General features: G+C 51.9%; 11 protein-coding genes and 1 other annotated feature. Of the genes, 8 read left to right on the top strand and 3 right to left on the bottom strand.

Features of this window, described 5'->3' with window-relative positions:
* Positions 1–124: 124 nt before the first annotated feature.
* The 4 genes from thrL (at position 125) to thrC (ending at position 5041) form a co-directional block, all read left to right on the top strand.
* Positions 125–211 (top strand): thr operon leader peptide, encoded by an 87-nt coding sequence (gene thrL / locus NXT09_RS22560; protein WP_071822615.1) that lies wholly within the window; start codon positions 125–127, stop codon positions 209–211.
* Positions 150–265, top strand: a sequence feature (Thr leader region). It overlaps the preceding gene by 62 nt.
* Positions 266–356: 91 nt before the next feature.
* The gene (gene thrA, locus NXT09_RS08065) at positions 357–2816 is read left to right on the top strand and encodes a bifunctional aspartate kinase/homoserine dehydrogenase I (RefSeq protein ID WP_268579368.1); all 2460 of its coding nucleotides are present in this window, start codon (positions 357–359) and stop codon (positions 2814–2816) included.
* A 2-nt stretch (positions 2817–2818) separates the two neighbouring features.
* The gene (gene thrB / locus NXT09_RS08060; protein ID WP_268579367.1) at positions 2819–3748 is read left to right on the top strand and encodes a homoserine kinase; all 930 of its coding nucleotides are present in this window, start codon (positions 2819–2821) and stop codon (positions 3746–3748) included.
* 3 nt (positions 3749–3751) lie between these two features.
* Entirely contained in the window at positions 3752–5041 is a 1290-nt protein-coding gene (gene thrC / locus NXT09_RS08055) for a threonine synthase (protein ID WP_268579366.1), read from the top strand.
* A gap of 195 nt (positions 5042–5236) precedes the next feature.
* Here the strand turns inward: thrC and yaaA are convergent, their stop codons facing one another.
* Entirely contained in the window at positions 5237–6010 is a 774-nt protein-coding gene (yaaA, locus tag NXT09_RS08050) for a peroxide stress protein YaaA (RefSeq protein ID WP_268579365.1), read from the bottom strand.
* Positions 6011–6323: 313 nt separating this feature from the next.
* On the opposite strand from yaaA, the gene tal reads away from it, so the two are divergent.
* The gene (gene tal, locus NXT09_RS08045) at positions 6324–7277 is read left to right on the top strand and encodes a transaldolase (protein WP_010681778.1); all 954 of its coding nucleotides are present in this window, start codon (positions 6324–6326) and stop codon (positions 7275–7277) included.
* A 76-nt stretch (positions 7278–7353) separates the two neighbouring features.
* Here tal and NXT09_RS08040 read toward each other — a convergent pair whose 3' ends face one another.
* Complete coding sequence (locus NXT09_RS08040) at positions 7354–8442, bottom strand: GGDEF domain-containing protein (RefSeq protein ID WP_268579364.1); 1089 nt, start codon at positions 8440–8442, stop codon at positions 7354–7356.
* A gap of 389 nt (positions 8443–8831) precedes the next feature.
* Here NXT09_RS08040 and mog point away from each other — a divergent pair, with 389 nt between their 5' ends.
* Both mog and NXT09_RS08030 read left to right on the top strand, forming a co-directional pair.
* Entirely contained in the window at positions 8832–9419 is a 588-nt protein-coding gene (mog, locus tag NXT09_RS08035; RefSeq protein ID WP_268579363.1) for a molybdopterin adenylyltransferase, read from the top strand.
* 122 nt (positions 9420–9541) lie between these two features.
* Positions 9542–10879 carry an MFS transporter gene (locus tag NXT09_RS08030; protein ID WP_268579362.1) on the top strand — a complete coding sequence of 446 codons (1338 nt, stop codon included), beginning with the start codon at positions 9542–9544 and terminating at the stop codon, positions 10877–10879.
* Between the two features lie 103 nt (positions 10880–10982).
* On the opposite strand, the gene satP is transcribed toward NXT09_RS08030, so the two are convergent.
* On the bottom strand, positions 10983–11558 hold the full coding sequence (gene satP, locus NXT09_RS08025; protein ID WP_005973207.1) for an acetate uptake transporter: 576 nt from the start codon (positions 11556–11558) through the stop codon (positions 10983–10985).
* A 483-nt stretch (positions 11559–12041) separates the two neighbouring features.
* Here satP and dnaK point away from each other — a divergent pair, with 483 nt between their 5' ends.
* Positions 12042–13949, top strand: a complete 1908-nt coding sequence (gene dnaK / locus NXT09_RS08020) for a molecular chaperone DnaK (protein ID WP_205551776.1) — start codon at positions 12042–12044, stop codon at positions 13947–13949.
* Positions 13950–14013: the final 64 nt, after the last annotated feature.

Raw genomic sequence — 14013 nt, 5'->3', positions numbered from 1 at the left:
TTATTCCTGTTTAGGCAGTGGGTTGAGCGGCTGGATTTTTTCCTTCGGCGAGAAGAAAAAAAAGAAATCCGTTGACTTCAAAGGGCGATTGGCCTAACTAATAGGGCAGATAACTCTACTTCTAATGAGATTCGATTTTAACATGCGCACTATCAGCCTGATCACCACGATTATTACCATCACCGATACAACCAGTAACGGTGCGGGCTGACGCATATAAAGATTCCAGAAAAAGCCCGCACCGAACAGTGCGGGCTTTTTTTTTATGGCAGGTTATCCCTCAACGCCGTCTGTAAGCGGCACACAAAAAACGCTTCCGGCGTTTGGTTGGCAGAAATTCAGGAGAACAGATAAAAATGCGAGTGTTGAAATTTGGCGGGACTTCAGTAGCAAATGCGGAGCGTTTTGCACGCGTTGCCGACATTATCGAGAACAACGCGCGCCAGGGACAGGTGGCTACCGTATTGTCCGCTCCGGCGAAAATTACCAACCATCTGGTTGCCATGATTGAGAAAACCGTCGCCGGACAAGATATCCTGCCTCATTTAAACGACGCCGAAACGATCTTTTCTTCGCTGCTGCAAGGCCTTGCAGCGTCTCAGCCCGGCTTTGACCATGCCCGCCTGAAGGCATTCGTGGATCAGGAATTTGCACAGCTGAAACACGTTCTGCACGGCATCGCGCTGCTGGGTCAGTGCCCTGATAGCGTGAACGCCGCGATCATCTGCCGGGGGGAAAAACTGTCTATCGCCATCATGGAAGCGGTCTTTCAGGCGCGTGGCTATGGGGTCTCCGTTATCAACCCGGTTGAGAAGCTGCTGGCGCAGGGACACTATCTTGAATCCACCGTGGATATCACGGAGTCGACTCGCCGCATCGCTGAAAGCGCCATCCCGAAAGATCATGTGATCCTGATGGCGGGCTTTACGGCTGGTAACGACAAAGGCGAACTGGTCGTGCTGGGTCGTAACGGTTCTGACTATTCCGCTGCGGTACTGGCTGCGTGTTTGCGTGCCGACTGTTGTGAGATCTGGACCGATGTGGACGGTGTATATACCTGCGATCCGCGTCAGGTGCCGGACGCCCGATTATTGAAGTCGATGTCCTATCAGGAGGCGATGGAGCTGTCCTATTTCGGCGCCAAAGTCCTCCACCCTCGCACCATCGCTCCTATCGCCCAGTTCCAAATTCCCTGCCTCATCAAAAACACCGAAAATCCTCAGGCTCCCGGCACGCTCATCGGCATGGACAGCACGGATACGCAGTATCCGGTGAAAGGCATTACCAACCTAAACAACATGGCGATGATTAACGTATCCGGCCCAGGCATGAAAGGCATGGTCGGCATGGCCGCGCGCGTGTTTGCCGCGATGTCACGTGCGGGTATCTCTGTTGTTCTGATTACGCAGTCATCTTCCGAATACAGCATCAGCTTCTGCGTATCGCAAAACGAGCTGGCACGCGCCAGAAAAACGCTGGAAGACGAATTCTATCTGGAACTGAAAGAAGGCGTGCTAGAACCGCTGGATGTGATGGAGCGTCTGGCGATCCTCTCTGTCGTCGGTGATGGTATGCGTACGCTGCGCGGCCTGTCTGCACGTCTGTTCTCGGCATTGGCGACGGCAAATATCAATATCGTGGCTATCGCGCAGGGCTCGTCCGAGCGCTCTATCTCTGTCGTGGTGAATAACGATGTCGCCACCACTGGCGTACGTGTTGCCCACCAGATGCTGTTTAACACCGATCAGGTGATCGACGTGTTTGTTATCGGCGTCGGCGGCGTGGGTGGCGCACTGCTGGATCAGATCCACCGCCAGCAGCCGTGGCTAAAAGACAAGCATATCGACCTGCGCGTGTGTGGGATCGCCAACTCCAAAGCGATGCTGACCAACATTAACGGCATCTCGATGGAAAACTGGCATGAAGAGCTGGGTAAAGCCCGCGAGCCGTTCAATCTGGGCCGTCTGATCCGTCTGGTTAAAGAGTACCACTTGCTGAACCCGGTGATCGTCGACTGTACGTCGAATCAGGCCGTGGCCGATCAGTATGTGGATTTCCTGGCCGACGGTTTCCATGTCGTGACGCCAAACAAGAAAGCTAACACGGGGTCGATGAATTACTATCACCAACTGCGTAGCGCCGCGGCGAAATCCCGCCGTCGTTTCCTGTATGACACCAACGTCGGTGCAGGCCTGCCGGTGATTGAGAACCTGCAAAATCTGCTGAATGCGGGTGATGAGCTGATTCGCTTTACCGGTATTCTCTCTGGCTCGCTGTCCTTTATTTTCGGTAAACTCGATGAAGGCATGTCGCTGTCAGAAGCGACCACGCAGGCGAAAGAAAAAGGCTATACCGAACCCGATCCGCGTGACGATCTGTCCGGTATGGATGTGGCGCGTAAGCTGCTGATTCTGGCGCGTGAAGCGGGTTATCAGCTGGAGCTGGGCGATATTGAGGTGGAATCTGTGCTGCCTGCCAGCTTTGATGCGTCCGGCGATGTTGCCAGCTTTATGCAGCGCCTGCCGACGGCAGACGCTGAGTTTGCCAGCCGTGTTGCACAAGCGCGTGATGAAGGTAAAGTGTTGCGCTATGTCGGCGTGATCGAAGAAGGCCGCTGTAAGGTCAAGATCAGTGCCGTTGGCGGCAACGATCCGCTGTTTAAAGTCAAAGATGGCGAGAATGCGCTGGCATTCTACAGCCGTTATTATCAGCCACTGCCGCTCGTGTTACGCGGTTATGGCGCGGGTAACGATGTTACCGCTGCTGGTGTGTTCGCAGATCTGCTGCGCACCTTGTCATGGAAGTTGGGAGCATAATTATGGTTAAGGTGTATGCACCTGCGTCAATCGGTAACGTCAGCGTCGGGTTTGATGTGCTGGGCGCGGCCGTCTCGCCGGTAGACGGTTCACTGCTGGGGGATTGCGTCTCTGTTGAAGCCGCCGATCTGTTCAGCCTGCGTAATGAAGGGCGTTTTGTTAGCAAGCTGCCGGACAACCCGAAAGAAAACATTGTGTATCAATGTTGGGAACTGTTCTGTCAGGAAATTGGCAAAACCGTGCCAGTAGCGATGACGCTAGAAAAGAACATGCCGATTGGTTCCGGGCTCGGTTCCAGCGCTTGTTCTGTGGTCGCTGGGCTGATGGCGATGAACGAATTTTGCGGTAAGCCGCTGGATAATACCCGTCTGCTGAAACTGATGGGTGAGCTGGAAGGGCGCATTTCCGGCAGTGTTCACTACGATAACGTGGCTCCGTGTTTCCTTGGCGGCGTCCAACTGATGCTGGAAGAGAACGGCATCATCAGCCAGCCTGTGCCGTCATTCGATGATTGGTTGTGGGTCATGGCGTATCCGGGGATTAAAGTCTCCACTGCTGAAGCGCGCGCGATTCTGCCTGCGCAATATCGTCGTCAGGATTGCATCAGCCACGGTCGTTATCTGGCCGGTTTTATCCACGCTTGCCATACCGGACAAGCTGAGCTGGCGGCGAAACTGATGAAGGATGTCATCGCGGAACCTTATCGGACGAAACTGCTGCCCGGTTTTGCTGCTGCTCGCCAGGCTGCTGAAGATATCGGGGCGCTGGCCTGCGGTATTTCCGGCTCTGGCCCAACGCTATTCTCCGTCTGCAACGACATGGCAAGCGCACAGCGTCTGGCCGACTGGCTGCGGGATAACTATTTGCAGAACGATGAAGGTTTTGTTCATATTTGCCGTCTTGATACGACTGGCGCACGACAATTGGGATAACGCATGAAACTGTACAACCTTAAAGATCATAACGAGCAGGTCAGTTTTGCTCAGGCTATCAAGCAAGGGCTGGGTAGCCAACAAGGGCTGTTCTTCCCGCTGGAGCTGCCGGAATTTGAGCGCACCGAAATCGATGCCCTGCTGGATCTGGATTTCGTCACTCGCAGCAGCCGTATTCTGTCTGCGTATATTGGCGACGAGATCGCGACTAAAACCGTGTTCGAGCGCGTAAAAGCTGCCTTTGCGTTCCCGGCACCGGTTGCGCCAGTTGCGGAAGACATCGCTGCGCTGGAGCTGTTCCACGGCCCGACGCTGGCCTTTAAAGACTTCGGCGGCCGCTTTATGGCGCAAATGCTGACGGAAGTGTCTGGTGACGAGAAAATCACTATTCTGACGGCGACGTCTGGCGACACCGGTGCTGCTGTGGCGCACGCCTTTTACGGTCTGGAAAATGTCCGCGTTGTGATTTTGTATCCGCAGGGCAAGATCAGTCCGTTGCAGGAGAAACTGTTCTGCACGCTGGGTGGCAACATTCACACCATCGCTATCGACAGCGATTTCGATGCCTGTCAGGCGTTGGTGAAAAAGGCGTTTGATGATGAAGAACTGAAAAAGGCGATTGGCCTGAACTCAGCGAACTCCATCAACATCAGCCGTCTGCTGGCGCAAATTTGCTACTACTTTGAAGCCGTTGCGCAGCTGCCGCAGGAAGCCCGTAATCAACTGGTGGTTTCTGTACCAAGCGGTAACTTCGGCGATCTGACCGCTGGCCTGCTGGCGAAATCGCTGGGTCTGCCAATTAAGCGCTTCATCGCGGCGACTAACGCCAATGACACGGTACCGCGCTTCCTGAGCAGCGGGAATTGGGAACCTAATAAAACGGTGGCAACCTTATCCAACGCCATGGACGTAAGCCAGCCGAACAACTGGCCGCGTGTGGAAGAGCTGTTCCGCCGTAAGAACTGGCAGTTGAAAACGCTGGGCTTTGGCGCGGTGAGTGATGAGACCACGAAAGAAACCATGCATGAGCTGGATGCGCTAGGCTATCTCTCTGAGCCGCATGCTGCGATTGCCTACCGTCTGCTGCGCGATCAACTGCAAGCCGGTGAGTTCGGTCTGTTCCTCGGTACAGCGCACCCAGCGAAATTCAAGGAAAGCGTAGAAGACATTCTGGGCAAAGAACTGGATCTGCCGGAAGCGCTGGCTGAGCGTGCCGATCTGGATCTGTTGTCGCACAACTTCCCGGATGATTTCGCGAAGCTGCGTGAGTTCCTGATGTCACTGCCGGAATAAGGTTGCTGACGAACCTATTCGCTAAGCGGAAACGGTAGTAACGGAATAGAAGAGTAAAGCGTTTGCGCCATGGATGGCGCAATCCGAGCGTACAGGGATGTATTTACAGCGTCTTTACGATCTATCCGTTACTACCGCTCGACGACCTTTATCAGCAATTTCGTCTTCTCTTCTTTACCTATCGTACAGCCTTGTTTACTGTTCGTTGCGCTTAAACACCAGCTCGTCAGCGGAAGAGTCCGCAGCCTCGAAAAAGTAACCTTCCAGATTAAACGCTTTCAACTGCTCCGGTTGAGTCAGGCGGTTTTGAATAATGAAACGACTCATCAGACCGCGCGCTTTCTTGGCGTAGAAACTGATCACCTTGAATTTACCGTTTTTCTCATCCAGGAAGACGGGTTTGATCAGTCGGGCATTAAGCTTTTTCGGTTTAACGGCTTTGAAATATTCGTCCGATGCCAGATTAACCAGCACATCGTCGCCTTGATCGCACAACGCCTGATTCAGCTTTTCAGTAATGGTGTCGCCCCAGAAACTGTAGAGATCTTTACCGGCTTTATTTTCCAGTTTGGTGCCCATTTCCAACCGATACGGTTGCATCAAATCCAACGGGCGCAACACGCCATACAGGCCTGACAGCATACGCAGATGCTGCTGGGCGAAATCGAAGTCATCCTCGCTGAAATCTTCTGCGGCCAATCCGGTATAGACGTCGCCCTTAAACGCCAGCAGTGCCTGACGTGCATTCTCCGGCGTGAAATCCGGCTGCCAGTCACTAAAGCGGCCTGCGTTCAGGTCAGCCAGCTTATCGCTGATGCTCATCAACGAGGATATTTGTGCTGGCGTCAGTTTTTTACACACGCCAATCAACTGGCTGGAATAGTCCAGAAGCTCCGGCTGCGTATAACGCGTCGTTGCCAAAGGACTGGTGTAGTCGAGCGTTTTTGCGGGTGAAATAGTAATAAGCATGCGCCATGTCCTGTCGGTCTGATTTCTGATGGGTCTACTATAGCAAGAACGCAGTAAGAAAACGGCGATAGCTATAATACGCCTCGTCTTTCACGTCTCATCGCGTTCGGGAAGGGGAAAATATGGCGTCTTACCGGCGTGTAAGCGCCGTTGCAAAGGCAAGTGGGAAAAGGCTGGCTTGCGCGGGAAAGTGCGCGTGTTATTATCAGATTTCGGCGCAAAACAGACGGCCACCAGATTAGATAACAAGTCGATTCATATACGAGCTATTTTCATTCACGAGCACCACGTATAAACAACGAGACATGCCAACATGACGGATAAACTGACTTCCCTACGCCAACTGACCACGGTTGTAGCTGATACCGGCGATATTGCGGCAATGAAACTGTACCAACCGCAAGATGCGACCACCAACCCTTCACTGATTCTGAACGCGGCGCAAATTCCTGAATACCGCAAACTGATCGACGAAGCAATTGCCTGGGCGCGTGAGCAGAGCAGCGATCGCAAACAGCAGGTCGTGGATGCCACAGATAAACTGGCGGTCAATATCGGTCTCGAAATTTTAAAATTGATCCCTGGCCGCATCTCCACAGAAGTGGATGCGCGTTTGTCTTATGACACCGAAGCCAGCGTGGCGAAGGCAAAACACCTGATCAAGCTGTACAACGACGCGGGCATCAGCAACGAGCGCATCCTGATTAAACTGGCTTCCACCTGGCAGGGCATCCGCGCGGCAGAGCAGTTGGAAAAAGAAGGCATCAACTGTAACCTGACGCTGCTGTTCTCCTTTGCACAGGCCCGCGCTTGTGCTGAAGCTGGTGTGTTCCTGATTTCACCGTTCGTTGGTCGTATCCTTGACTGGTACAAAGCCAATGGCGATAAGAAAGAGTTCGCGCCGCATGAAGATCCAGGCGTGGTTTCCGTTAGCGAAATCTACGACTACTACAAAGAGCACGGCTATGAAACTGTCGTGATGGGCGCAAGCTTCCGTAACGTTGGTGAGATTCTGGAACTGGCCGGCTGTGATCGCCTGACGATTGCGCCAGCTCTGCTGAAAGAACTGTCAGAAAGCGAAGGCGAAGTGGTTCGCAAACTGTCTTACGTCGGTGAAGTGAAAGTCCGTCCGGCGAAAATGACCGAAGCGGAGTTCTACTGGCAGCACAACCAGGATCCAATGGCGATTGATAAACTGGCCGACGGGATCCGTAAGTTTGCTATCGACCAGGAAAAACTGGAAAAGATGATTGCAGATTTACTGTAAGCATTCTGCTGATAAAAATAGCCGGGTTTCCCGGCTATTTTTTTGTCTGCAGTTTGGTCTCGTGTAGGGAATAGGGCTATTTTGCCGTCGCGTTACGGGTTTTCTTCGCGATATAAAGATTATCATCGGCACGCTTCATGACCTCGCTAAGATCTTCTCCAGCGATATAGTATTCAACCAGCCCAATACTGACCGTCAGCCTGATTTTCCCCGCGGCGGTTTCACAAGGCGTGTCGCTAACGCGCTCTCTTGCTTTGTCCACGATGGTGTACGCATCGTCTAATCCAGTATTCGGTAATACGATCGCGAATTCATCGCCGCCAATTCGGCCAAAAATATCTTCACGGCGAAATGATTTCTTGAAGGTGTCGGCAACAAACTTCAACGCATCATCCCCGACGCCATGCCCAAAGCTATCATTCACCTGCTTAAAGTAGTCGATGTCGATCAGAATGACGCTAACGGGGCGCTTGGTCAGGTTGGCGATACTAAAGGCTTTATTGGCGGCCAGAAAGAACGCGTCTCGCCGCAAATAACCGGTGAGATCGTCATACCGCGCGATGATGGGCAGTTCCACCAAATATTTTTTCGTCAGCACGGACAGCAGGCTGCCTAAAATAGCGAAGAGCAGCACGCTGCCAGTAATAACGAGAAGTGAGGACAGGGAGAACATCGTCTGGATAAATGATGGCGGTGGGTTTTCTGACGTCGTTCTTATCCAGATACCCAGTAATTCATCGGTTGGCGACAGAATAGGGAAAATAATTGTCAGCGTGTTTTTACCTGCATAGTCTCCGATAGAAGGCAGTTTATTTTGGCAGGTGCGAATTACGGCCATATCGTTGAAGTTGAGATCGGAAGAGGAAAGCTTGTTTATGCATTCGCTACGCGAATCCCGCGTGTGAAAGGCAAATGTTCTGGTACGTGACAATAAATACGTACCGGACTGTCGAATCATATCGCTTTCGGTTACCTCACCGCTGTTGGTGTAGGAACCGTAGGTTTTGATCGCGGTATCAAGATTTATCCGTTCTGTTTTCCAGGTCGATTTGTTGGCTTCATGCATAATAATAATGGTGAAGATAAAGGAAATCGCCCCGAACAGAAGAAATGCGTATGTCGGATGGGCAAAAAGTTTAAGTATCTTATACTTAAGATCGTTCATGGCGACTTCCTTGATAGGGCTTTTTTACTTATTGTGGTACTAAAGAAGTGCTTTAATTTTATCATATTATTTGATTTTACGTGATGTTCTGTCGTGGTAGGTATCATCCTTTTTCTCTTTAATCTATCGGCTTATTTCATCTGCTCTTAATAGGTAAGCGATCTTTTTTATTTGCCAACTATTCTTAAGTTTTAATTGCGTAGCGTTATTATTAATTTCAGTAATCCCCTGATTTTTTTGAGACGCTCTTTAATAATTATTATCAAATGTCATACCGCACTCAGCATGAAATAACGAACATCGTGTGAATTTCCTCATGAGAGCGAATTGTTTGCTAAAAGCCGTCAATATCCTGATAAAATTAGTGTTTTGTTTAAACTGAGGTGCTTATGAACGTATTGCGTATTGGCTTGGTTTCCGTATCCGATCGTGCTTCCGGCGGGGTTTATCAGGATAAAGGCATCCCAGAACTGGAATCCTGGCTCCGCAATGCCTTGACCACGCCTTTTGAAGTGGAAACCCGGTTGGTGCCGGATGAACAGCCGATGATTGAACAAACGCTGTGTGAACTGGTTGATGAACGTGGCTGTCATCTGGTGCTGACAACCGGAGGAACGGGGCCCGCACGTCGTGATGTCACGCCGGATGCCACGATGGCCGTTGCCGATCGAGAAATGCCAGGGTTTGGCGAACAAATGCGTCAGATTAGCCTGCGCTTCGTTCCTACCGCGATCCTTTCACGCCAGGTGGGCGTGCTGCGTAAACAAGCGCTGATTCTTAATCTTCCAGGGCAACCCAAGTCGATTAAGGAAACGTTGGAAGGCTTAAAAGATGCAGATGGCAAGGTGGTTGTGGCCGGTATTTTTGCCAGCGTACCGTATTGTATCCAGCTGCTGGAAGGCCCTTATATTGAAACTAATCCGGATGTGGTAGCAGCTTTTCGCCCTAAAAATGCCGTGCGCGAAATAAAAAACTGAAGTTAGGCGATTTGAAACATAAGATTCAGCTTTGCTGGTGTATAAAAATTTTGCCGCTATAGTAATTTCTACTTTACACACTGCGGTGATGTTTTTCTCACTCTGGCAATGCACGGTAACTTATGACTCAGGATCAACACGCCCATCCTCGCCGGTTGAACCGGCAGGACTACAAAACGCTGTCTCTGGCTGCGCTGGGTGGCGCGTTAGAGTTTTACGATTTTATTATTTTCGTCTTCTTTGCCGCCGTGATTGGCGATCTCTTTTTCCCACCAGATATTCCTGAATGGCTGCGGCAGGTACAGACGTTCGGTATTTTCGCCGCAGGCTATCTGGCCCGCCCGCTTGGGGGCATCATCATGGCCCACTTTGGCGACAAGAGTGGACGTAAGAAAATGTTCAGCCTGAGCATATTGCTGATGGCGTTACCGACGCTGGCAATGGGCTTGCTGCCAACCTATGAAGCCATTGGTATTGCGGCACCGCTTTTACTGCTGTTAATGCGCGTGCTGCAAGGTGCCGCAATCGGTGGGGAAGTCCCCGGTGCGTGGGTCTTCGTTGCGGAACATGTGCCGCGCGCCCGCATTGGGTTTGCCTGCGGTACGCTGACTGCCGGCTTGACGATGGGGATTCTGCTGGGCTCGCTGATCGCGACGTTGCTGAACACGGTGCTCACGCCAGAGCAGATGTCGGGCGGTGGCTGGCGTCTGCCGTTCTTCATCGGCGGGGTATTCGGCCTTGTCGCTATGTATCTGCGCCGTTGGTTGCAGGAAACCCCCATTTTTATGGAAATGCGTGAGCAGAAAAAGCTGGCGGAAGAGCTGCCGCTGAAATCTGTCGTCTTAAATCATAAACGCGCGGTTGTTGTTTCCATGCTGCTGACCTGGCTGCTGTCTGCGTGCATTGTCGTCGTGATTCTGATGGCACCGACCTACCTGCAAAAAGTCCACGGAATTCCTGCTGCGCTGGCATTGCAGGCGAACTGTCTGGCAACGATTGCGCTTATGGTGGGTTGCGTCGGTGCGGGGCTGCTGGTTGACCGGTTCGGTGCCAGCAAGCTGTTTATTGTGGGTAGCCTGTCGCTGGCCGCTTGTAGCTGGTTCTTTTATAGCTCGGCAGCAAGCAGCACGACGTTGCTCTTTGTCAGCTATGCAGTTGTGGGGCTCAGCGTTGGTGTGGTGGGTGGCGTACCGTATGTCATGGTGCGAGCGTTCCCGGCGGCAGTGCGGTTCTCAGGGATTTCTTTTTCCTACAACGTTTCCTACGCCATTTTCGGTGGCCTGACCCCAGTCTTCGTGACGCTGATTATGAAAGCGACGCCGATGGCGCCTGCCTTCTATGTCCTGACGCTGGCTGCCGTGGGATTGCTGTTGGGGATTTACTTGCAGCGCGATCTGGATGCGGATTCGCGTGCTTCGGCCGATAGCGACGCGCGCGATCGTTCGCCCGTCGAAGTTTAAGCACGCTGTTATCAAAAAATAGCGCGTCATCAAAAACAAACGAGCCCTGTCAATCTGACAGGGCTCGTTAGCATGTAACGCAGTATTTGTATTACGTCAGAACTTAGTGAGACGCGCCACGAGCACCAATTGGCAGTACGGTGCGGCCAAACTTCTCGTTCAGCACTTCAGCCATTGCCAGATAAATCGCGCTAGCGCCACAGATGATGCCTTCGTAACCCGCGAAGGTCAGCAGGGCGTGGTTGCCGGTGAAGTTGCCTACGGCCAGCAGAGCAAACAGCACGGTCAGGCTGCCGAAGACAAATTGCAGGGCGCGGTTGGTGCCGAATGTACCGAAGAACATAAACAGCGTGAAGACGCCCCACAGACCAAGGAATACGCCAAGGAATTGCGCGTCGCTGGCTTCCGCCAGACCCATTTTTGGCAGTACGAGAATGGCAACCAACGTCAGCCAGAATGCGCCATAAGACGTAAATGCGGTCACGCCAAACGTATTCCCTTTTTTATATTCCAGCAGGCCAGCCAGAATCTGGGCAATACCGCCGTAGAAAATACCCATGCTGAGAATGATGGAAGAAAGTGGGAAAAAGCCTGCGTTGTGCAGGTTTAACAGAATAGTGGTCATCCCGAAGCCCATCAGTCCTAATGGACCAGGATTTGCCAACGTGTTCGTGCTCATAAATCCTCTGCAATAACAGATTATTAATAGTCCCTTCGCGTCGGGCGCGGCATTAAGGTTAGCGAGTGCGCCAATCACGTTGGGATAGGTGTCGTTTAGGTGTTATTGCCCGCCATTATGTAGGGAAATGTCCCCATTTCTGCGGCGGGCGCGGCATCATATCGGGCGTTTGGAACGGACACAACATGGGGAAGGCAGAATAGTTTGATCGTACGAGGGATAAAGGTCATTTTTTTTCATCTTCCCCCCTTGATGATAGAAATGTTGGCCCCATCTTATTTCCAACCGAAACAGTTTGACCTGCCGCAAAGGCGTGTGTCGGGCCGTTACATCGGTGGTTAGCATGAAAATGAAACGTGTGCTGCTGATGAAAAACGAGGGTGTGTCGTTAGAAAACGAGAAATCTTGTTGAAAAATGACATTTCGCCCGCACAGTAGGTTTAACCACCATACCGAATATGACTTTTTAGTGGAGATGTTTAGATGGGTAAGATTATTGGTATCGACCTGGGTACAACCAACTCTTGTGTCGCGATTATTGACGGTACTCAGGTAAAAGTACTGGAAAATAGCGAAGGCGATCGCACCACGCCTTCAATCATTGCTTATACGCAAGATGGTGAAACTCTGGTTGGCCAACCGGCTAAACGTCAGGCAGTGACCAACCCGAAAAATACACTGTTTGCTATCAAGCGCCTGATTGGCCGTCGTTTCAAAGACGAAGAAGTTCAGCGTGATGCCAACATCATGCCGTACAAAATCATCGCGGCAGATAATGGCGATGCATGGCTGGAAGTGAAAGATCAGAAAATGGCTCCGCCGCAGATTTCAGCTGAAGTGCTGAAAAAAATGAAGAAAACGGCGGAAGACTATCTGGGTGAGACCATCACCGAAGCGGTTATCACCGTACCCGCTTACTTTAACGATGCGCAGCGTCAGGCAACTAAAGATGCCGGCCGTATCGCGGGTCTGGAAGTCAAACGTATCATCAACGAACCGACAGCGGCAGCGCTGGCGTACGGTCTGGATAAAGAAGTTGGCAACCGCACTATCGCGGTTTACGACCTGGGCGGCGGTACGTTCGATATTTCCATCATCGAAATCGACGAAGTTGATGGCGAAAAAACCTTTGAAGTTCTGGCGACCAATGGTGATACGCACCTGGGTGGTGAAGACTTCGATAGCCGCATGATCAACTATCTGGTTGACGAGTTTAAGAAAGAGCAAGGTTTCGACCTGCGCAACGATCCACTGGCTATGCAGCGTCTGAAAGAAGCAGCAGAAAAAGCCAAGATCGAGCTGTCTTCTGCACAGCAGACCGACGTTAACCTGCCGTACATCACGGCAGACGCTACCGGTCCTAAGCACCTGAATATTAAAGTAACGCGTGCGAAACTGGAATCACTGGTAGAAGAGCTGGTGAACCGTTCTCTAGAGCCGCTGAAAGTGGCGTTGCAGGATGCTGGCCTGTCCGTTTCTGAAATTCAGGACGTGATTCTGGTTGGTGGTCAGACGCGTATGCCTCTGGTACAGAAGAAAGTTGCTGACTTCTTCGGTAAAGAGCCACGTAAAGACGTGAACCCAGACGAAGCTGTTGCTATCGGTGCTGCGGTTCAGGGCGGTGTCTTGTCAGGTGACGTGAAAGACGTTCTGCTGCTGGACGTAACTCCGCTGTCTCTGGGTATCGAAACGATGGGCGGCGTGATGACTCCGCTGATCGCCAAAAACACGACGATCCCGACTAAACACAGTCAGGTGTTCTCGACGGCGGAAGACAACCAGTCTGCGGTAACGATCCATGTTCTGCAGGGTGAGCGTAAGCGTGCGCACGACAACAAATCTCTGGGTCAGTTTAACCTGGATGGTATTCAGGCTGCACCGCGCGGTATGCCACAGATCGAAGTGACTTTTGACATCGATGCTGACGGTATCCTGCACGTTTCTGCGAAAGACAAGAACAGCGGCCGCGAGCAGAAAATCACCATCAAGGCATCTTCTGGTCTGAACGAAGAAGAAATCCAGAAAATGGTACGTGACGCAGAAGCAAATGCGGAATCTGACCGTAAGTTTGAAGAGCTGGTTCAGGCTCGTAACCAGGGCGATCACCTGCTGCACAGCACGCGTAAGCAGCTGGAAGAAGTGGGCGACAAACTGGCCGCTGATGATAAAACTGCCATTGACGATGCACTGAAAGCGCTGGAAAGCGCGCTGAAAGGCGAAGACAAAGCAGACATCGAAGCGAAAATTCAGGCGCTGGTTCAGGTTTCCGGCAAGCTGCTGGAAGCGTCTCAGCCACAGCCAGGCGCTGAAGGTGCCGCTGATGATGCTTCTGCTCGTCGCGACGACGATGTCGTTGATGCTGAGTTTGAAGAAGTCAAAGATAAAAAGTAATCGCCCTTGAGCGGGCGCAGTAGCAGCCACAAGGCTACTGCTGGCAATCAGCACGGGCGTCGAG

This window comes from Pectobacterium jejuense, assembly GCF_026800125.1.
GTDB lineage: Bacteria > Pseudomonadota > Gammaproteobacteria > Enterobacterales > Enterobacteriaceae > Pectobacterium > Pectobacterium jejuense.
This window is presented reverse-complemented; position numbering and strand designations above follow the sequence as displayed.